We start from the raw sequence: 20,840 nt of genomic DNA, 5'->3' as shown, positions 1-20,840 counted from the left end.
ATAAAAAAAGACGGTTGGAAAACCGTCTTTTAAATCTGTTAAATACCCTTCTTAGAAGTTCCAGGTAATAAATCCATCCTTATAAACATTATAAATGTAGTCCGCTTCGAACAGCAGGATGAATATCAAATAGCATACAAGGAAGATCGGTGTCCATACAATTACCCTTCTTAATGGGGTCTTTTCATCCCTAAGGTGCATAAAGTCCCATGCAATATAATAGGCCTTGACCAAGGTAAGGATGATGAATATCCAGTTTAGCAACTTCATTCCCAAAAAGTAACTGTGGGTCAAGAACCGTGGTTTTATGATACCCAATGCAACTTCTACTGTTGTTACTATCGAGAGGAAAATAAGTACTCCCCAAATTTTTTGGGTGTTCGACTTAAATTTTACAAGTCCTCTAAAAATCTCGAGTTTATGATTGTGTGCCATTTATAATCTGTGTTTTTTATACCAAATAAAAGAATGTAAATACGAATACCCATACCAAATCCACAAAGTGCCAGTACAGCCCAACCTTTTCTACCATTTCATAGTGACCTCTTCGCTCGTAGGTACCCAATATCACATTAAAGAAAATGATGACATTGATCACTACTCCAGAGAATACGTGGAATCCGTGAAATCCTGTGATAAAGAAAAAGAAATCGGCGAACAACCTATGTCCATATTCGTTGTGGATAAGGTTTGCACCTTCTACCACTTGGTTAGCTTCCAGTATTTTTGAAAGCGATTCCTTTCTGTCCAAAAGGGTTTTTTCACCTTCTTCATTCAGTTGTTCCGTTCTGATAAGGATATTTGGTGTTGCTTTGAAGCCTTCAACAACCTCGTTCAAAGAGTAAGAAGGCATCGACCCTTCACCATAAAACCATATACCTTCGCTCTCCACATGTCTTTCCCTTTCATCAGGTATTGTTTTTGCAAAGTCGGCCAAGGCAGCTCTTTCCCCTGTTTCCGCATCAACAAACTGAAGGATTCTACCTGAGTTGGTTTCTAGAGCTCCGTAATCACCTTTAATGAATGTTGCCCACTCCCATGCCTGTGAGCCAACGAAGATGGCACCACCGATGATGGTTAGGAACATATATAGGATAACGCTTTTTTGCTTCATTTTGTGACCTGCATCCACTGCGAGCACCATGGTCACAGAGGACATAATCAAAACAAAGGTCATGAAAGCCACATAATACATAGGATAGTTCCCATGGAAAAAGGGCACGTGGGTAAATACCTCATCAGCTATAGGCCATAGCTCTATAAACTTAAATCTTGAGAAACCATAGGCTACCAAGAACCCGGAAAAGGTCAAGGCATCCGACATGATAAAAAACCACATCATCATTTTTCCATAGCTAGCGCCAAGAGGCTTATTTCCGCCTCCCCAAACGCTGTCTTCTGTACCGGTACTTACCGTTGCATCCATATAAAAGGTCGTTTTATTAAAACTTTCACAAATTTACATTTTTTGATGTATTGTAAAAGACAAACTTGATTGAAAACTGCGCCAATCCTGTTTTATTTCACGAAATACATAAATAGAATTAGATATACCCAAATAAAATCCAAAAAATGCCAAAATGTAGCGCCCAACTCCATTCCCAACATATTATCTGGGGTATATTTATTCCTTACTTGCTGCACAATAACCACTAAAAGCGATATCAATCCAGCCACCACGTGGGCAATATGTACGGCAGCTATCAAAAATACGTAGGACATTTTTATATTACTGGTTGGACCGGTAAAATAATAACCGTTTTCCAGCATTTGCGAAAATCCCACAAACTGTAGAGATATAAATGTGATTCCCAGTGCCAAAGTGATAAGCAAACATATTGTGCCCATCTTTTGGTTATTGTTGCTCACAGATTTTCTCGCGATAAAATAGGTAATACTGCTCAGGATAATCATGGCCGTACTGACAAAGAATGCACTTGGGAGCTCTAAATCACTTACCCAATCTTCTCGTTTGCTACTTACAATGTAGGCACTGGTCCAACCGGCAAAGCCCATGATCAAACTCACAATACCGAACCAGAGCATCATTTTTTTTGCCCTTTTGTTCTTTTCCTCCGCTGTTCCTTGGGTTAAATCCATTTTTAGCTTATAAACTTATCTAATACGTATACTATCTGAATCAATGATATGTAGGTAACACTGGCCAACATTAATTTTCTGGCTGATGCATTGTCCCTATTTTCATAAAGTTTGAAAGCAAAAAACAACATGACCAATCCTGACAAAAATACGATGATTGCTGCAGTAATGGAAAGGTTAAGCCTGCCCGTGAAACCAAAAACTGGGACAATGGAGATTACAATCATCCAGATGGTGTAAAGTATGATCTGAAGTGCCGTTCCCTTATCCCTATTTCCTGTAGGCAACATCTTGAAGCCTGCTTGTTTGTAGTCGTCATCCAACATCCAACCCAGTGCCCAGAAGTGCGGAAACTGCCAGAAGAATTGTATCATAAATAATGTGCCGGGTTCAATCCCAAAATCATCGGTAGCGGCAACCCATCCCAACATAAATGGTATGGCACCAGGAAAGGCACCAACAAATACCGAAAGTGGTGACTTTGTTTTTAGCGGCGTATAAACACTGGTATACAAAAAAATGGATATAGCACCGAACATCGCCGTTTTAGGGCTTAGTGCCAGCAAAGCCAAAACACCCAGCACTGTTAAAGTGACCGCGATGATCAGGGCAGTCCTAACACTCATTCTACCTGATGGAATAGGCCGATTTCTTGTACGCTTCATCAGAGCGTCGAGATCCTTTTCTATAATTTGATTATATGCATTTGAGGCCCCGACCATGCAGTACCCCCCAAACATCAATAACAACAAGGAAACCAAATCCACCTGATAGGCGCCCAGAAAATACCCCGCAATCGAAGAGAAGACCACGCTTACGGCCAATTTGGCCTTGGTAATCTCCTTAAAGTCGGAAAATACTAGGGAAAGAGTATTGCTTTTTACTGAACCTACGGCAGATTTCATCCACTACATTATTGGCTGGCAAAGATAACGCCAGTGTATATCTTTTGCAACCAAAGCTAAAGTTTTATGATTCTAGTATTTAAATGAATAAAAAAAGCCCTGACGTTTCCATCAGGGCTTTTTCCATTCCTGCCTCGACAGGAATTATATAAATCTTACTGAAGCTTAAATGTAATTGGAATACTGAAAGGAACCTTTACTGGCCTACCTCTTTGTTTTCCAGGAGTCATTTTAGGCAACTTTTGAATAATCCTCATTGCCTCTGCTTCCAAGTTTTTATCCGGTCCACGCATTCTAATGTTTCCGATACTTCCATCTTTCTGGATAACGAAAATCACACTTACCCTACCTTGAACTCCCATTTCTTGGGCAATTTCTGGGTAACGGAAGTTTTTACGGATGTGGTTTTGCATTTGTTCTTGGAAACAAGCCTTTTTATCCTTAGCATTTTCACAACCAGGGAATACTGGCACGTCCTCGATAACTGCAAAAGGAACAGAAATATCCTCTTCAACTTCTTCCACTTCAACTTCCTCGATTTCGATTACCTCTTCTTCTTGGCTGGTTTCAGTAGACTCGATTACTGTTTCCTCAACTTCTTCCTCATCTTCTACAACCTCGATAACTTCGGGGGCTGCAGGTGGCGGTGGCGGTGGCGGAGTCTTGATTTGCTCGGTCATTGGCACTTCTTCGTCCAACTGATCTTCGACATTCATAGAAATGTCGTAATCATTGACCTTGTCATATTTCTTCCACTCCATGGCTCCGTATACCAATGCCAAAACAGCGGCCAATCCTATAACGAAATATAGGGCACTGTTTCTTCCTACGTCTGCTTTCGGGTTCTTTTTTGGTTCCATCCTTTTTCTCCTTTTCTAAATTTAGTGTTTGCTAATTTAATTATTAATTGGTTAAATAAACAATTAAAATTTCCATTTTAACGGGTTTTTCTTAGAAAAAAACCACCGAATCAATCCAATTCCTGCAAATGCTCCCAGTGTATTTGCCAAAACATCGGCAAATTCGGCCATCCGGTCCATTGTTAGGGTATATTGGAGCACCTCAATCAGCATTCCATATAATATAGCGAAAATTAAAACAATAATCAAGGTTTTTCTCAATCCCAGGCTTCCAGAGGTTCTTTCCCGTAAACTTAAACTTCCCACAAACGCGAACACCAAATAAAATGTAAAATGAACGATTTTATCGGCATATGGAATGTTAAGACCCCCTGTATCCAAATCCATTTGCGAGAAAGAAAATAAGCTGAGCATTGTGATGACCACTACCCAGCTTATAAACAATATGGTATATATGCTTTTTTTAAGCACCTATCAATGCCTTGTAATCATCGGCACTCATTAGTTCTTCCACTTCGGAAGGCGCTGTTATTTTAATCTTCACCATCCAGCCATCGCCATAAGGGTCGGAATTCACTTTTTCGGGCTCGTCTTCCAATGCTTCATTGAACTCGATGATCTCACCACTTAATGGCAAAAACAAATCCGAAACGGTCTTTACCGCTTCAACTGTTCCAAAAACCTCTTCTTTGTCCAAGGTCTCATCCAAAGTTTCCACTTCCACGTAAACGATATCCCCTAGCTCACTCTGAGCAAAATCCGTGATTCCCACGGTGGCGATATCTCCATCTATCTTGACCCACTCATGGTCCTTTGTGTACTTTAATTCTGATGGTATGTTCATTGCTAATGTATTTGAATTAGTCGATGGGCAAATGTAACAGATTGCGGAAAGCTTTTCAAAGAAACTTTGCGACAAAATGATACCTAAATAAATATAGGGTGTTTTCTAGTTTCCGAAGTTGTATCGCAACGTAAAGCCGGTATTGATGGTAGTCTGCGGAAATGCAGTGGATACCGCAAACTCTGAAAAGGAATGATCGTAGAAGAACAACGCGTTCAAACTTTTGCTAAGAGCGTAATCCGCAGTAAATTTTATGGACATCAATCGTTGACCCGAAGTAATCTGGTTATTATTGATATCCAAATTACGTATGATGGTAATATTATCACGGAGTGAAAGGTCCGCCTTTAGGTTCAGGTCTCCTTTTAAACGTGTTTTCTCACCGCCAATATTGGTCACAAACTTTACATCCTTGAAGCGGTAACCAAGACCAAGTGTATATTCGTTTCCATTGATTTCCGTCAAAAGATTATTATCAAAACTTAGCGACAAAGTCCTACTAGTCCTCATCTCGGCCAAGAAGCTGAACGAATTTTGCATCTCAAAATCCACACGCATCAGCGGATTGAACTCATCCGTAAGCACCACATTATTGATCAATGTTTTGGGAAGCCAATCACCCGTCTCTGAGTCGATAGAAGTGTTCTGGCGCTCCAAATTGGTCTGGAAGGAGTTCACACTGTAAGCAGCACGATAGCCATGGCTCAATGAGAATCGTTTGAATTTCTTTTTGAACCATCGGTTTTTCATTAAACCAGTATATTTAATATTCCAGTTGGGAATAGGAATTTCCCGGAATGCATCCATGTTCACACGCTCAGCATCTTGCCCAGTGTAGGCAGCAAAGAATGCCGGAAGCAGCACATCCTGTTGTGTTTTGCCGTAGCGCTCTGGGAATCCATCCTCATCCAATTGCCCCGGGTTTTCACCTCTGTCCGTCACCAACCGGTTGGCAATGGTTATCCTATTTTGTTTGAACTGCTCAAAAGTTTCCGAATCAAATTCATCACTTTTACTAAATACGGTTCCGATCATTACGGTGGAAATGCTAAAGTTCCCCATTTCGTTGATCAATCCAGGCTGTCCATTTGCCCAATCCTCAGGACTGTAGGTCTCTTGGGAAGAGCTCATGAAATTTCTATCTGCCGTTAGGTCGATTGTCAAATCTTGTGTTGGCTGGGCCGTAGCGGTCACATTCAACTGCCTGTTGGTGTTTTGCATGAATTGGTTGCTGTACTCTGGATAATCCGTCAACCACCCTCTACGCGCCGCCTCGAACCTTACATCGGACTGACTTCCAAAGACAAATCCCAATGTTGGTCGGGAGGTTCCGATAAACCCGATGGATTGTGTATAACCCGGCAACACCGTTCCTCGGTTCTCGCTATAATTCACGTTCACCCGTTTCACCATGGTTACAATATCTACCAAGGTATTGAAGCCCTTACTGGTTTTTCGTGGTCCTTCTGCTTCTTCACCATTAGCGGGGTTTCCTGCTTTGTCCCTTCTTATCGCCGCTTGGTTCGCTGTTACTTTTCCGTCACGTTTCCTCAGACCCAAAAAGTCATAAAAACGTTGCATGCTCATATTGGCCGTCAAATTATGGGTGCTGGCATTCTGAACGGTATTGATGTTCTCCCCAGCAACCTCGATAAGTGCATCGCCACCTCGTTGCCAATCAAAATTACTGGTATAAGTGTACTGGGCGTTTATAAAATTCAGAAATGGAATCTTGCTAAGCGGCAGCTCATAGTTCAATTGCATTTGCTGTGCATGTCGGTTGGGCTCTCCTATATCAAAGAAGCCGTCCCATAAATCAAGTGCCTGATTGATTCCCGAATCCCGATCATCGTCCACATTAAAATAATTACGGACAATATTGTTGTTGGAAGCAGTAAGGTTTAGTCGTAATGATTTTGACAAACTATAGTTGAGTGCATATTGCCAATTGAACAGGTAGTTACGCTGTTGAAGCAATGGCAACTGGAGCGCATCCACTCCCGGCTCCAACACATCACGATACCTTTGTTGATTAAAGGAGCGGTTATAGTTGGCATTCACCGACAAGCTTGTGGGCAGGGCATTAAAGTTCAAATCCTTGAGCCATTGCCAATATTTACCGGTGAGCATGGAATCCTTTTTGGCGAACGGCGCCACGGGAGCCGGTTTAAAATTATGATTGTAGACAAATCCAGTCGAAACGTTTTGATCCCGTAGTTCCGCTACCTCAAAATCCCTATGGTCGGTTTCGTTATAGGAATAATTGAAGGTGAAGTTTTCTACATCGAAGAAATTTTCCTCGGCTTCCTCTCCCCTATTTTTTCTGACCCCGATCAAATTGATACTGGTACGTTTAGTATAATCTTCCGCCTGCTCCTGAATGGTTTCCGCTTCTTCTTGTGTTGAAGCTGCCGCAATCCTGTCATCCAGCCTCAAGTCATCATAAACCGGGTCGAACTCCGGGGTGATCAATGTTTCCGATATCCCGTAGTTAAACGGCAATTGTAAGTTCCATTTCTTTGGAAATAACTGGCCTACGTTTACATTTGTCACTACGTCATAAGAAATAGCATCTTCCAAAGCTCGTTCTGTAGGTGACTGGTCTATGGACCCAAAACCAGATGTACTTCTACTTCCGGTTGCGGTTACGTTCGCAAAATCCGCCATGTTGGCGTCCAGGGCAGCCGTGGCGGCCCAACCTCCATTATTTTCCAATCCTGCCAAACGAAGCTCGTTGAACCAAACTTCTCCCCGTGCAGGAATATCATCGATGTTTTTGATACCGACCATCATACCACGGATACTACCCAAGGATGGGTTACCCCTGATTCCAATCCGGACCCTTCCCAAAGTTCGTGGAGCGAACTCATCTACCAAAACAGCCTCGCCATCCACTATTTCGTAGTAGTTGATCTCGTCAAGGGTCTGATCGGATATCCCTTTTGATTTTACCTTGTTCAAATCCCTCAACGCTACATCTATTTCGTTGACATCCGGCCAAATCTCTTCCGCAGTTGATGCCCCGAAAGAGGTAAATTGAAGTGGTAATTCTATCTGATAAAAGTTTTCGGAGAAATCCGTGCCGATTCTCAAGAAACCGACCAGAGGCGTATCACTGTCCGAATAATCGGCATTGAATATTTTTTCGGCGTGCATGAACATTTTCAAACGTTCGTACTGACGCACATCCACATTCACATTTTTAAATACGCCTCGGGAATCCTGAGACTCCAGGTTTTCCACCACAAAGGACAAAGACTGCTCATTCTGGCGAATTATTGTATTGTTATTGTTCAACTGCTCCCTAAAAACTCCCGGTGGCAATACATATGGTATGGGCTGTCTTCCGTAGTTTTCTTCAATATTTACGGTATTTACGTCAGTCACGGTAGCATCATCCGTAGGATCATTGTCCACAGTGGGCTGTAGCGAATTGGTATAGGTCCTCCAATCCCCGCGTACCAAATCCAAGGTAGCAAAACGAAGAACCACATCATCCGAAAACCCGGTAAGGTACATCCGCATAAAGCTAATGGACCTAAAATCCGAAATTCCGCCCACTGCATCGGTAAAATCGCTCAGTGGAATTTTATACTGAATCCATCTACGGTTCAACTGCGTTCCATTGGGCAACGTAGGTGTCTGTCCTTCACGGATATCCGTTACGTATTGATCATCGATAGTTGTATTTGGCTTTATCTGGATTCGGTATTCGTAATAGCTGTTCACCGTATTCATGGTCAAATCCCTATCAATATCCTCTACATCCGGCAAAGTGGTGGACCCCCTATTGGTATTTGTAACGGTAACCGGGGAGTTTCCCTGCGTATTGTTAAAATCCAAATAGCGCTCCAAGATTCCTCCTTCGCGGTTCAAATAATACTGATAGTTATCTAAGGCGGGATCTTCCGCAGGACCATTATAGATTGTAGCTTCTTCTGCATCGTCGTAACCGTCCAGACCAAGGTCTTGTGCCGACCTATTGGCCTCATCGGCATCAAATGCGTAAACCAACGACTGCGTAGAAGGTACTTGGCCCCAAATGGTCTCTCTCGGGATCTCATTATTGGTGCTGGCAGGCAATCCGTTTTCGTATTGCTTTCGACCATCCTTTAAAATATCTTCGGAAATATTTCCCAGGTTGAGCACCAGTTCCCCCGCATTGCCATCAACGGTTTCACCATCAACATAAGGATCCAACACCCAAAATTGGACAAATTCCACATTGGATTGCTCAAAGTTGGTACTGCTCAACGGTCTCATGATTCCGCCCCATTTGGCATCCGGGGTTTCGGTTTCAAAACTTGGATTGGCATTGTATGGCCCTTTTTGATTGGGATAGTAAACAATGTCCAAAGTACTTTGTACTTGGGTCTGCCCTTGCGCAATATCGGTTTCGGTAAATACCTCATCAATAAAAACCCTACGGGTAGAGTTCAACGAGATATCATTGTCCGACAATCCAGATGGTCTTTGGTTGGTATAAAAAATAGGATCGATGGTGTACCATGCCATTTTAGCACGTTCGTAACCTACATCTATTCCCGTTCTATCATTCAAAAACTCTACTGGCGGGCTCGCCAATGTCCACCCTAGCGATGAGCGAATATCAATCAAGGCCTGTGCTCCTTCAAAATCATCCAGATAGGTAGTGGTCTCGCCTTGAAAATCCGCATTTTTTGGCGAATTGGGCCTTAAAAATGCCACCTCTCCCCTTACAGAAAGATTGGAAGGCACATCCGTATCAATATTTGGCAACTTATTGGCCAATCTCGTCAGGAACGGAATTTCGGTACTGAAATTTCCGTTCAGTCCAAAAATGGTATTGTTCACGGGCTCGATTCCGTAGTTTGATTTTTGTGTCAAGGGACGCTCGTTCAAGTTGAGAAAGGTTCCCCCTAAAAGAAACTTTTCGTTGAATTTATGTTCCACGTTCACCCCTGCAAAACGTCTGGTCTGCTGACCAAACACCGCATTGTTCTCCACCGAAATATTGATAGGCGTATTGGAGGCTTCCAAACTTGGGTCGAGAAGCTGCACCGTACCGGCTTGATAATTTACAGTATAATCAATCCCTTCTTGCAACTGGCGACCTCCTGCAGTTACGGTAACCGAACCTTGAGGCACATTGAAAGCTCCAATTGGAATACCGTTATTGGATTGCGAAGTATATTTTCCTTTTATTTGAAATCTGTTTTTTTCGGCATCTTGTAAGGAAGCTGCCTTGGTCTTGGCGTACATGTTTCGGAACACGTAACGCTGTTGGTTGGGATTATAGCCCTGATCGTTGTCCACATCATAGACGCCTCCCCCTAGTAATTCGAAAAGGTATTCCCCGAATGGCTCGACCTTTGTAAAAATAATCCGTCCTGATTGCGAATCGACCGTTATACCTTCGACATAATCAAAAAAACCATCTCCTCCCGGTTGCACATCATTATAAGTGTTCAAACGGTCCAGATTGAACACATTTAAAAGCACTTGATCTTGCAGACCAGTTGGCCAACCAGCGTTCGGGTCGACCGGGGTAATGTAGTTTCTGGGCGTAGGGTCGGAATAGAGGATATTGAGTTTAAAATCTTCTTGACTCAATTGATAAGCTCCAGTGGAATAGATGTTTTTCATCATCAAATCCCAAATAGGGTCCTGTACATTGGTGATGTTACTTTTCAATAGTTTCAAGACCAATGAATTGTTCTCAATCAAGTTAGAATTTGGTGGAATCGTGGTCGCATCCACACCTCCGTTGGCAAATTCCCCAACTTGATAGACCTGCCCATTAAAGGTATACTGGAAAGCAACCCCTAGCACCTCATCATTACTCAAACTCTGGCTCAAAGAAATGTAACCCAATTGGGAATCGAACTCGTAATCCCTGCCAGGTTCCAGTTTTCTGGCGTTTTCCAAAATCGCATAATCAAATCCTTGGTTTACGGTATAGCCAGGGATATTAAATCCGGATTCCACCGTTGCAATATCACGAATAGCCGGTGTTAGTGCCCCACTCCCAATTTGATTGGGATCATAGTCGTTAGCCCCGTTCTGTGGAAGTCCTGTTGCCACTGCCTGAGGATTAAAAAATCCTGCGGGATCACCATTGTTCACACCAATGCGGGTATTATCTGAAATGGCCTCTCCTAAATCCTGGATGGCCACCACGTTTCTTACGTTTTGTGTTTGTTGGTTTCGGTTGGTCACCCACACCTCCAAACGGGTAATCTGTACCTGGGTCTGTATGAATGGATAAAACTGCAAAGCACGGTCATAGTTGTCACGGAAATAATGTGCCAAGAAAAAATGTCTATCCTCATCATAATCCAAGGCCGTAAGCGAAAATTCATTTACCGTTCCACCACCTTGGGCAACCACGGTATTGTTTTGGGAACGCTGCTCGGAAAACACAGCGGTGACTGTGGTTTTTCCAAATTGAAGTTGTGTTTTTACACCGAATAAACTCTGTGCACCGGTGATCAAGGAACTGTTTAGGGGCATGCTGACATTACCCACTTCAATTTTTTGAAGGATATCATCTTCGGTGGGCGTATAATCCAACTTGACCAAATTCTGGAAATCGAAAGTTGCCTCGGTATCGTAATTTGCGGTAACCTGAAGCCTCTCGCCAACTTTTCCCAGTAAACTTAAACTGATACGCTGATCAAAATCAAAAGACAGATTGGTACGGTTTCTGGGCGATAATGCAGGGTTATCATTCTTCTGCCACAATACGCCCAAATCCATGGCCACCGACCCTTGTGGTATTACCTCAATGGTATTTCCCCCAAAAATGGTCTCAAAAAAGTTACTGTTCACATAAAAGTTGGGCAAAAGATTTCGTCTCGCTTCTTCGCTTCCAGCCTTTTTTCCAGCATAGGCGTCTCCCTTTTGTTTAAAATAGAGCTTCATCTGCTCCTTTTCCACAAGATCGTAGTATTGTTCAGGAGTAAGGATTATAGGGTAATTGACATTGAAATCGCCAATGCTCTCGGTATAGACGTATGTATTTGTTTTGGGATCGTAGGTATATTTTGCAACAATGCTGTCGGGATTTTGCATAATAAGACGACCAAGCTCAGCGCCCGTTTTCACTGAGTCCTGTGCCTGTTCGTTGGTTTCCTGCGCCAATAGGTTGGATATGGACAGCAAACAAACAATAAAGAAGGTGTACTTAAAACGTGTTGGTTTAAGTATTGGTTTTGCCCCTTTTTTCAAACTAGTTACAAATTTTTCAGCGCCTGTTTTATAATGTTCTCTACGCTTAACGAAGTATCTTGGGAAAGTACCTTGTCGACCACCTTTTCAGATTGCTTTCTGGTAAAACCAAGAACCTCTAATGCAGATAACGCTTCTTCTTTATTTGTATTGTTTGATTGTTGTGAAACTTTGCCTATGTCGTAGACTTTTAAAATCTTGTCCTTTAAATCCAAAATTACGCGTTGGGCAGTTTTGGCCCCAATCCCTTTTACAGACTGGATTGTGGGCACATCGCCATTGGCTATGGCATCCCTGACATCGGCCGGTGACAAAGAGGACAACATGGTACGTGCGGTACTGGCCCCGACCCCTGAAACTGATATCAATAAACGGAAGACTTCGCGCTCTGCACGCTCTGCAAAACCGAACAGGGTATGGGAATCTTCCTTTACTAATAAGTCCGTATAAATAAATATATTTTCCTCATCGGTTAGCAAGGAAAAAGTGTGCAAAGAAATATTCAAAAAATAGCCCACCCCAGCACATTCCACAATGGCGTAAGTTGGATTTTTTTCGACCAGTTTTCCTCTTAAATGGGTAATCATGCTATCTGGTTTTATAGGGACTATTCTCCTTGCATTCTAGCTTTTCTTCTTTTCTCCCGTTCTTGGGCATCAATAACGGCAACAGCAGCCATATTTACCATTTCATCCACACTGGCACCCAACTGTAAAATATGGGCAGCTTTGGTCAATCCGACCATTATTGGTCCAATCGAATCAGCCTTGTTAAGACCTTTCAGTAATTTATAAGTAATATTTGCAGATTCCAAGTTCGGAAATACAAAGGTGTTGACCTTTTTTCCTGATATTTTGGAGAATGGGAAATTTTTATCGCTCATTTCTGGATCAAGGGCAAAATCGGTTTGAATTTCACCATCGACCACCAAATCAGGATTTCTTTCGTGCAGGATTTTCACGGCCTCCCTAACCTTTTTGGCATGCGGATGGTTTGACGAACCAAAGTTCGCATAGGATAGCAATGCCATTATTGGGTTGAAACCAAAGGTTTTGGCCACATTTGCCGTCATTTGGGCAATCTCGGCAAGCTCCTCGGCATTCGGATTTATATTAATGGAGGTATCCGCTAAAAACAACGGGCCTCTATCGGTTATCATTATATTGACAGTACTCGCATTCTGCACATTCTTGGCCCTTCCCAATACTTCAAAAACAGGGCGCAATACTTTGGGGTATGCCCTAGAATAACCAGAAATCATACCATCGGCATCGCCCTCTTTCAACATCATAGCACCAAAATAGTTACGCTTGCCCATGTTTACACGGGCACTATATTTGGTCTCACCTTTTCTTTTTCTGAGTTCCCAAAGCTTTAACGCATATCTGGAACGCATTTCACTGAACTCATCAGAACGCGGGTCTATAATCGGCACCTCTGCATCAAATTCAAGTTCTTTCTTTAGATGTTCTATGATTTCCTTGTTTCCGAGCAAAATAGGTGTTGCTATTCCTTCTTCGTAAACAATCTGAGCGGCCTTCATCACATCCAACAATTCCGCCTCTGCAAAAACAATACGCTTTGGATTTACCTTGGCCCTGTTGTGCAACAACCTCACTACTTTATTGTCGTTACCTGACCTTTGATACAGTTCCTCTTCGTACCTATCCCAATCTTGGATAGGAAATTTGGCCACTCCACTATCCATGGCGGCTTTGGCAACTGCAGGTGGAATTTTGGTAATCAATCTAGGGTCAAATGGCTTTGGAATGATATAATTTCTACCAAAAGTCAACCTAGTGGCATCGTAAGCTATATTGACTTGCTCTGGAACGGGTTCCCTGGTCAAGTCGGCCAAGGCCCTAACGGCGGCCATCTTCATTTCCTCGTTGATTTTAGTGGCACGCACATCCAAAGCTCCTCTAAAAATGAAAGGGAACCCAAGTACATTGTTCACTTGGTTAGGATGGTCGGAACGCCCCGTCGCCATAATGATATCCTTTCTTGTTTTACAGGCCAAATCGTACTCGATTTCGGGATTAGGATTGGCCATGGCAAAAACAATCGGGTTTTCAGCCATGGAACTCAACATTTCCGGAGAAACAATATCAGCTATGGAAAGCCCAATGAAGACATCAGCATCGACCATGGCTTCTTCCAAAGTATCAATTTTTCTATCAGTGGCAAACTCCGCTTTCTCCACACTTAAGTTTTCTCGATCGCTTCGTATTACCCCTTTACTATCGAGCATTACGATATTCTCCGCCTTTGCTCCAAATGCCTTGTACAACTTGGTACAGGAAACGGCCGCTGCACCAGCCCCGCTTACCACGATTCTAACATCTTCAATTTTCTTCTCCGCAATTTCGAGGGCATTCAACAAAGCGGCAGCAGAAATTATGGCAGTACCGTGTTGATCATCATGCATTACCGGGATATCCAACTCTTCCTTCAATCTTCGTTCTATCTCAAAGGCTTCTGGAGCTTTAATATCCTCTAAATTAATACCTCCGAATGTAGGAGCAATTGTCTTTACCGTTTCGATAAAACGATCAACATCCTTGGTATCCAATTCGATGTCGATTCCATCTATATCAGCAAAAATCTTAAAAAGCAAACTCTTTCCTTCCATTACCGGCTTGGAAGCTTCTGGTCCAATATCCCCCAGACCCAATACAGCCGTTCCATTGGAAATTATGGCAACGATGTTCCCTTTGGCAGTGTACTTGTAAACATCATCCTTGTTCTTTTCAATTTCCAAACAAGGTTCGGCCACCCCTGGTGAGTAGGCCAATGCCAAGTCCCTTTGGGTGGAATATGGTTTTGTTGGTACAATCTTGATTTTTCCCGGCTGTGGTTTTGCGTGATACAGTAACGCCTCCCTTCTTTGCTTTTCCTTGCTCATATTGTAAAAAATGAAGTGGTAAAGTTAGGGCATTCGTTGCTTTTATCTTAAAATCTTGATAATCAATTTCAAGTTGACCGAAAAATTAAAAAGGTAATTTTATAACCTACTGCCTCAGTTTGGTTTAGGAATCCAAGGGATACTCCTTTTTAGCCCTTTTAACATTGAGTCGCATGGCCAAAATGCTTGCTATAACAAAAAACAAGCCTGCAAAAAGCATCGCATTGACTGAATTGCCCCCCAAAAGGTTTTTAAAAATAGGGCCAAAAGAAAGTGTTTCAATGCCCATTGGAATTACGATCATCATATTTAGTATACCCATGTACACCCCTCTTCGTTCCTGAGGCACTACTTTGGAAACCATACTGTACGGGATTCCCATCATGGCCGCCCAACCAATTCCAAACAGCACCATGGGGAACAGCACATAAACCGGATCTTGAATATATGGTATGGCAAACAGCGCAATGGCCGTGCCCAATAAACTCAAAGCATATACTTTTTTACCTCCAAAACGCACGGTCAACGGTACCAATACCAATGCAACAACAGCCGTGACAACATTGTAGGTTGTGCTCATTTTGGCAGCTTGCGCAGCAGCCTCTGAAGTATCGTACCCCAATGAGACCCTGAACAATGGCGTTATGAACTGCCAATACACAAAAAGGGCATACCATTGAAATAGGTATACGGCCGAAAGCTTCCACATAAATTTGGGCATATCCTTGATCGCTTTGGCAATTTCCACAAATGGAACCTTGACGCGTTCCATGAAGGGTAGCGCTTTATGTTTATTGATTTCTGAAAGCTCTTCATCCGTGGGAGGAATCTCGGGAGTTTTTAAAACAGACCATAAGATGGTGGCTATCGATAAGAACGATCCTATAAAAAAAGAATAGTACAACCATTTGGGCACCGTCCCTTCTATTTCTTGTCCCCCACCAAACCAATCCTGGAACAAAAAGATGGAAGCATTGGCCAAAAGAATACCCGCACCCACAAAAAGGCTCTGCATTTGATAGCCCATACTGAATTGTGACTCCGGCAATTTATCCCCAACAAACGCCCGATATGGCTCCATGGCCATGTTGTTTCCCACGTCCAAAATCCACAACAATCCCACAGCGAACCATAAGGCGGGACTTAAGGGAAAGGCAAACAAACAGATACTGCCCATTATGGCACCTATCAAGAAGAAAGGTTTACGCCTGCCCCAACGTGGAGACCATGTTTTATCGGATACGGCCCCAATAATGGGTTGAACGATCAAGCCCGTTACCGGCCCCGCAATATTTAGAACGGGGAGCATTTCTTCCGAAGCCCCCAAAAAAAGAAATATTGGGTTAATGGCGCTCTGCTGCAACCCAAAACTGTATTGGATTCCAAGGAACCCAACATTCATATTAAAAATTTGCCAAAAGCCTAATTTTGGTTTTTTAATCGTAATCATCCTGTTTGTTTAGCTAGTCTTTACCATATCCCAACAAAAGACATGGATATTTTAAGAATATAGCTCAATATAATGCTATTTCTTCAAAAAATTGATGTTCCGCTCAAGACCGGATAATTTTGTTCTCTTTACCGCTGACTTTTTGAAGATTTTTTTGAAGACATCCTCTGTTATCTCTTCCCAATCTTTTTTGGTGAAGGACAACAAGTCGGGATTAGGATTAAAAAGGGGTTCGCTATGCGGTTTTGAGAATCGGTTCCATGGACAAACATCTTGGCACACATCACAACCGAACATCCATTCGTCCAATTTACCATCGAATTCGGAAGGAATCTCGTTCTTCAATTCAATGGTGAGATAGGAAATACATTTACTGCCATCGACCACGTAGGGCTGCACAATGGCCTCCGTAGGACAGGCATCAATACAAGCAGTGCAGGTTCCACAATGGTCGGTGACCGGTGTATCGTATTCCAGTTCCAAATCTACGATCAGTTCAGCAATAAAATAAAATGAGCCTACTTGTTGGGTCAGCAAGTTACTGTTCTTTCCTATCCAACCCAAACCGCTTTTGGCGGCCCATGCCTTATCCAGAATCGGAGCAGAATCCACAAATGCACGTCCATGGACATCCCCTATTTCTTCTTGAATAAACTGAAGCAGGCTTTTGAGCTTGTCCTTTATCACAAAGTGATAATCCATCCCATAGGCATATTTGGAAATTTTATAGGAATCGGGGTTTTGCTCTTCGGAAGGAAAGTAATTCAACAAGAGTGATATGACCGACTTGGAACCTTCAACCAATTTTGTAGGATCCAAACGCTTATCAAAATGGTTCTCCATGTACTGCATTTCGCCATGCATGTTCTGGTTGAGCCATTTCTCCAAACGGGGCGCTTCTTCTTCCAAAAACCCCGCCTTTGATATGCCACACGACAAAAAACCGAGGCGCTTGGCTTCGGTCTTGATCATAAAGGTATGTTTGGTTGTCGAATTCAATATTGGCGACTACTTATGTTTTGAAGCACCAATATACAAAAGACATGCTCAATTTTATTGCGGAGGGGGAGGAATGGCCATATCAAAATCGGATGCCGTGGCCAATACCTTTTGAATGATTTCTGGTTCAACAGATTTCATGACGGCATTGTCTTCGGTTTCGGGAACACCAAAAGTCTCAAAAAACTTAGAGAATCCTTTGGGACTGTGAATATTGATCCAGGTACAAGGTGAATCCTTTTTATTACTGAACGTATGCAGAGTTCCCGGTGGCACATCCACAGACTCTCCCTGTTTACAAATAAATGTCTTCCCGTTCACAAAAAACTCAAGCTCACCCTGGATTACCATAAAAGCTTCCTTGTACTCGCTATGTATATGTGGTGGCGGACCTTGTGCACCAGCTGGCGTTTCACAAACAACCATATCATAATCACCCGTGGTCGGGTGCAATGTTACCTTTTGGCCCAAGACCCATTTTGAAGTATTGTTTTTCATTTTCGTGAGATTTTTGTCTCACAAACATATATATTAATTTTCACAGTTCAAAATTTTATGAGATATTTGTCTCATGAAAGAGAAACATATTACGTCTGGGCGAAAAAAACAGAAACAAAATACTAGGGATAAAATCCTTGAGGCATCACGACAATTATTGGAGAAGAAAGTGACGTTAACCATGGAAAACGTAGCGGAAAAAGCCGGTATTTCCAGGGCAACGGTCTATAGGTACTACACCAATATCGATTCCTTATCGATGGATTTGATCCTTCAACTCGATGTACCCAATCCTGAAACCATTTTTAGCAACAACGAGGGAGCATCACATAAAGATGCGATTCTAGGTATCCAAAAAGCCTATCTGGATTTCAGTCTTCGAAACGAACAAACTTCCAGACAGTTCTTGGCAGCAGTGTTGGCATCATCGAACCCAAATATGCGCAGGGGAAAAAACCGCATCAATACCTTGAAGGAGCACTTCAAATCCAATAAGGTAGATTTGAGTGAAGAGGATAAAGAAAAGTTGGTTCACCTGTCCGTACTTTTGATGGGCATAGAATCTATCATTACCGCAAAAGATGTCTGTGGACTGGACAATCGAACCGCTACGGATACCTTATCATGGGGGTTACAAATGATTTTGAAAGGGTGCGGTGTAGATAAGTGATCGGTCGTTCAACAATTCAACCCCGGATCATCAAAACCAAGAACTACTTGGTTTTGACCATATCAAATTCATCTTTATAATATTTCATTATGGGTTGGAACGGTCCCAATTGATGTTGCTCTTCACTAAAGTTATCAGAATATGGGCCGTAAGGGGTAGAAACAGGTTTCTTGACCAAATCAGGGAAATCAACTTCTCGATTGGGCTTTGTCGGCCTCAGTTTTTGATTGATATACCCCGCCACATCATATGCTTCCTCATCGGTAAGTACAGGGTTATCGAATGTGGTTCCGTACGGCATGTTCCCTTTTATAAACTGTGCGGCGGTAATCACACGTGTCATGCCGGCGCCATTATTGTAAGAATCGTTTCCCCACAATGGCGGGTAGAGATAAGTGCCATCTGCTTGGGACTCTCCTTGCCCATCCGCGCCATGACATTCAACACAATTTTTGACAAAAACCTGTTCTCCATGCTGTAAATCCACGGCCCTATCAGGGATTTCAATGGTCAAAAAACCTTGTCCTTCTATTTTTCCGTTTGATGGGGCAGCCCTTCCCAACCATTCCATGTAGGCGAGCAAAGATTTCATTTTTTCACTGTCCTCTGGCATAACCTTACCGTTCATGCTGCGCTCCATGCAACCATTGATTCGCTCCTCGATGGTCCCCATTTTATCCTCTCGACCACGATACTGTGGAAATCGCTTGACCACACCTATCAGCGGAGCAGCATAAGGCTTTGTCCCTCCATTTAAATGACAACTGGCACAAGCCAAATTGTTCCCCGCGTACATCTGTGTTGAATCCCCTTGTTTGGGACCCAAATGCTGTGGGGTGTTCCTAAAAACTTCAAAACCTTCCTTTATTTTTTGATTTTTAGCAGAATTGGAGAGATTGTACACATTGTAATCCAAGTAATAGACACCATCTGGAAATGCTGCATATTCTTTGGAACCGAAGTCGCCGAATGCGACCAAAACCACTGTAAAGGCCAACCCCAGCATCAAAATGACACAAACACCCAGTTGTACGCACAGCTTTTTAATCTGCCGAGCAATGGCTATGTTTTTATCCGAACTCAGCTCTTCTGGATGTATTGGTTCTTCCATGATTCTTCTTTAATCATGCAAAGCAATTACGAAATGATAAGATAGGGGCACTTTCCTTGATTCCCATAAAATGGATTTCCAATCCAAGAAGACAATCAAACAAGCAAGTAAATTACAAAAAGATTTAAAACTGGAAAACATCAAAACAACCCGCCCTGCGTACCGCCCTTTACCTTGCCCAAATGTTTATATGCAAGTTCGGTGACCTCACGGCCCCTTGGTGTTCGCATTATAAAGCCTTGCTGAATCAAAAACGGCTCGTAAACTTCTTCCAAAGTTTCGGCACTTTCGGACACTGCCGTTGCCAAGGTGGTGATTCCAACCGGCCCTCCCTTGAACTTATCTATGATAGTGGTCAAGATTTTGTTGTCCATTTCATCCAGTCCATGGGCATCCACGTTTAGGGCCTTAAGACCAAATTGGGAGATTTCGAGGTCAATTTTCCCGTTACCCTTTATTTGGGCAAAATCCCGGACCCTTCGCAAAAGTGCATTGCAAATTCTAGGTGTTCCCCTGCTCCGACCGGCAATCTCTATCGCCGCATCATTGGTTATCGGCACGTTTAAAATTTCCGCACTTCGTTCCACTATAGTGGACAACAATTCTGTATTGTAATATTGCAAACGGCTCTGGATCCCAAACCTTGCACGCATGGGAGCTGTCAACAGACCTGACCGTGTAGTGGCTCCTATCAAGGTAAACGGACTCAAATTAATCTGCACGGTACGGGCGTTGGGCCCTGTCTCGATCATGATATCAATTTTATAATCCTCCATGGCAGAATACAGATATTCTTCCACGATGGGGCTCAATCTATGGATCTCATCAATGAAAAGGACATCCCTTTCATCCAAATTGGTCAACAAGCCTGCCAAATCACCAGGTTTGTCGAGTACGGGCCCAGAGGTAACCTTTATTCCCACACCAAGCTCATTGGCAAGAATGTGCGCCAAAGTTGTTTTACCAAGGCCCGGAGGCCCATGAAAAAGAGTATGGTCCAAGGCCTCGCCCCGAAGATTGGCGGCCTGCACAAAAACCTTTAGGTTTTCCAATACTTGGGCCTGCCCAGTAAAGTCATCAAAACTTATGGGCCGTAAAGCCCTTTCTATATCAAACTCTTCCGGGGAAAGATTTTCGCCTGTTGGATCTAAATTTTCATTCATGGTTGAACAAATATAGTTGAAAACGGAATCCACCTAATGTCCTAAGCACTAAAATACCGTTTTGAACTCACTTCTTAAAAATCTAAACCTTACCTTAGATAAGTTTAAAATTCGTCAATTTACCCC

Annotated in this window: 16 protein-coding genes; 1 reads left to right on the top strand and 15 read right to left on the bottom strand. The window is 42.8% G+C overall.

Features of this window, described 5'->3' with window-relative positions; all coding sequences use genetic code 11:
* Nucleotides 1-51 precede the first annotated feature (51 nt).
* From J0656_RS13545 to J0656_RS13485, 13 genes are all read right to left on the bottom strand, one after another.
* Complete coding sequence (locus J0656_RS13545) at nt 52-435, bottom strand: cytochrome C oxidase subunit IV family protein (protein ID WP_207034782.1); 384 nt, start codon at nt 433-435, stop codon at nt 52-54.
* Nucleotides 436-451: 16 nt separating this feature from the next.
* Nucleotides 452-1,426 carry a cytochrome c oxidase subunit 3 gene (locus tag J0656_RS13540; protein ID WP_207034779.1) on the bottom strand — a complete coding sequence of 325 codons (975 nt, stop codon included), beginning with the start codon at nt 1,424-1,426 and terminating at the stop codon, nt 452-454.
* 92 nt (nt 1,427-1,518) lie between these two features.
* A complete protein-coding gene (locus tag J0656_RS13535) occupies nt 1,519-2,100 on the bottom strand; it encodes a cytochrome c oxidase subunit 3 (protein ID WP_207034778.1) in 582 nt (193 codons plus the stop codon).
* Between the two features lie 2 nt (nt 2,101-2,102).
* Complete coding sequence (cyoE, locus tag J0656_RS13530; protein WP_108246288.1) at nt 2,103-3,005, bottom strand: heme o synthase; 903 nt, start codon at nt 3,003-3,005, stop codon at nt 2,103-2,105.
* Nucleotides 3,006-3,160: 155 nt separating this feature from the next.
* Nucleotides 3,161-3,865 (bottom strand): energy transducer TonB, encoded by a 705-nt coding sequence (locus J0656_RS13525; RefSeq protein WP_108246289.1) that lies wholly within the window; start codon nt 3,863-3,865, stop codon nt 3,161-3,163.
* A gap of 63 nt (nt 3,866-3,928) precedes the next feature.
* A complete protein-coding gene (locus J0656_RS13520; RefSeq protein WP_207034776.1) occupies nt 3,929-4,336 on the bottom strand; it encodes a VanZ family protein in 408 nt (135 codons plus the stop codon).
* Nucleotides 4,329-4,709, bottom strand: coding sequence for a glycine cleavage system protein GcvH (gene gcvH, locus J0656_RS13515; RefSeq protein ID WP_207034773.1), 381 nt, complete (start codon nt 4,707-4,709; stop codon nt 4,329-4,331). The genes J0656_RS13520 and gcvH overlap by 8 nt, the downstream gene beginning before the upstream one ends.
* A gap of 105 nt (nt 4,710-4,814) precedes the next feature.
* A complete protein-coding gene (gene sov, locus J0656_RS13510; RefSeq protein WP_207034771.1) occupies nt 4,815-11,918 on the bottom strand; it encodes a T9SS outer membrane translocon Sov/SprA in 7,104 nt (2,367 codons plus the stop codon).
* Nucleotides 11,919-11,923: 5 nt separating this feature from the next.
* Complete coding sequence (ruvA, locus tag J0656_RS13505) at nt 11,924-12,505, bottom strand: Holliday junction branch migration protein RuvA (protein WP_207034770.1); 582 nt, start codon at nt 12,503-12,505, stop codon at nt 11,924-11,926.
* A gap of 20 nt (nt 12,506-12,525) precedes the next feature.
* Nucleotides 12,526-14,823 (bottom strand): NADP-dependent malic enzyme, encoded by a 2,298-nt coding sequence (locus J0656_RS13500; protein ID WP_207034768.1) that lies wholly within the window; start codon nt 14,821-14,823, stop codon nt 12,526-12,528.
* Between the two features lie 124 nt (nt 14,824-14,947).
* Nucleotides 14,948-16,273 (bottom strand): MFS transporter, encoded by a 1,326-nt coding sequence (locus tag J0656_RS13495; RefSeq protein WP_237688945.1) that lies wholly within the window; start codon nt 16,271-16,273, stop codon nt 14,948-14,950.
* A 75-nt stretch (nt 16,274-16,348) separates the two neighbouring features.
* Nucleotides 16,349-17,245 carry a tRNA epoxyqueuosine(34) reductase QueG gene (gene queG / locus J0656_RS13490; protein ID WP_375587556.1) on the bottom strand — a complete coding sequence of 299 codons (897 nt, stop codon included), beginning with the start codon at nt 17,243-17,245 and terminating at the stop codon, nt 16,349-16,351.
* A gap of 81 nt (nt 17,246-17,326) precedes the next feature.
* The gene (locus J0656_RS13485) at nt 17,327-17,770 is read right to left on the bottom strand and encodes a cupin domain-containing protein (protein WP_207034763.1); all 444 of its coding nucleotides are present in this window, start codon (nt 17,768-17,770) and stop codon (nt 17,327-17,329) included.
* 73 nt (nt 17,771-17,843) lie between these two features.
* Here J0656_RS13485 and J0656_RS13480 point away from each other — a divergent pair, with 73 nt between their 5' ends.
* Nucleotides 17,844-18,440, top strand: a complete 597-nt coding sequence (locus tag J0656_RS13480; RefSeq protein WP_207034761.1) for a TetR/AcrR family transcriptional regulator — start codon at nt 17,844-17,846, stop codon at nt 18,438-18,440.
* 43 nt (nt 18,441-18,483) lie between these two features.
* Here the strand turns inward: J0656_RS13480 and J0656_RS13475 are convergent, their stop codons facing one another.
* Both J0656_RS13475 and ruvB read right to left on the bottom strand, forming a co-directional pair.
* The gene (locus J0656_RS13475; protein ID WP_225603379.1) at nt 18,484-19,551 is read right to left on the bottom strand and encodes a c-type cytochrome; all 1,068 of its coding nucleotides are present in this window, start codon (nt 19,549-19,551) and stop codon (nt 18,484-18,486) included.
* A gap of 140 nt (nt 19,552-19,691) precedes the next feature.
* Entirely contained in the window at nt 19,692-20,714 is a 1,023-nt protein-coding gene (gene ruvB, locus J0656_RS13470) for a Holliday junction branch migration DNA helicase RuvB (protein ID WP_176619720.1), read from the bottom strand.
* Nucleotides 20,715-20,840: the final 126 nt, after the last annotated feature.

It is taken from the genome of Flagellimonas aurea (genome assembly GCF_017313785.1).
In the GTDB taxonomy this organism is placed as follows: Bacteria; Bacteroidota; Bacteroidia; order Flavobacteriales; family Flavobacteriaceae; genus Flagellimonas; species Flagellimonas aurea.
Note: the sequence above shows the minus strand (reverse complement) of the source record. Positions and strands in the feature narration are given on the sequence as shown.

What these genes read in the sequence shown, in the direction of transcription:
- J0656_RS13475 (WP_225603379.1), bottom strand. Translation starts at nt 19,551, where the DNA reads ATGGAAGAACCAATACATCCAGAAGAGCTGAGTTCGGATAAAAACATA.
- ruvA (WP_207034770.1), bottom strand. Translation starts at nt 12,505, where the DNA reads ATGATTACCCATTTAAGAGGAAAACTGGTCGAAAAAAATCCAACTTAC.
- cyoE (WP_108246288.1), bottom strand. Translation starts at nt 3,005, where the DNA reads ATGAAATCTGCCGTAGGTTCAGTAAAAAGCAATACTCTTTCCCTAGTA.
- ruvB (WP_176619720.1), bottom strand. Translation starts at nt 20,714, where the DNA reads ATGAATGAAAATTTAGATCCAACAGGCGAAAATCTTTCCCCGGAAGAG.
- J0656_RS13525 (WP_108246289.1), bottom strand. Translation starts at nt 3,865, where the DNA reads ATGGAACCAAAAAAGAACCCGAAAGCAGACGTAGGAAGAAACAGTGCC.
- J0656_RS13480 (WP_207034761.1), top strand. Translation starts at nt 17,844, where the DNA reads ATGAAAGAGAAACATATTACGTCTGGGCGAAAAAAACAGAAACAAAAT.
- J0656_RS13485 (WP_207034763.1), bottom strand. Translation starts at nt 17,770, where the DNA reads ATGAAAAACAATACTTCAAAATGGGTCTTGGGCCAAAAGGTAACATTG.
- J0656_RS13495 (WP_237688945.1), bottom strand. Translation starts at nt 16,273, where the DNA reads ATGATTACGATTAAAAAACCAAAATTAGGCTTTTGGCAAATTTTTAAT.
- J0656_RS13540 (WP_207034779.1), bottom strand. Translation starts at nt 1,426, where the DNA reads ATGGATGCAACGGTAAGTACCGGTACAGAAGACAGCGTTTGGGGAGGC.
- J0656_RS13535 (WP_207034778.1), bottom strand. Translation starts at nt 2,100, where the DNA reads ATGGATTTAACCCAAGGAACAGCGGAGGAAAAGAACAAAAGGGCAAAA.
- queG (WP_375587556.1), bottom strand. Translation starts at nt 17,245, where the DNA reads ATGATCAAGACCGAAGCCAAGCGCCTCGGTTTTTTGTCGTGTGGCATA.
- gcvH (WP_207034773.1), bottom strand. Translation starts at nt 4,709, where the DNA reads ATGAACATACCATCAGAATTAAAGTACACAAAGGACCATGAGTGGGTC.
- J0656_RS13545 (WP_207034782.1), bottom strand. Translation starts at nt 435, where the DNA reads ATGGCACACAATCATAAACTCGAGATTTTTAGAGGACTTGTAAAATTT.
- J0656_RS13500 (WP_207034768.1), bottom strand. Translation starts at nt 14,823, where the DNA reads ATGAGCAAGGAAAAGCAAAGAAGGGAGGCGTTACTGTATCACGCAAAA.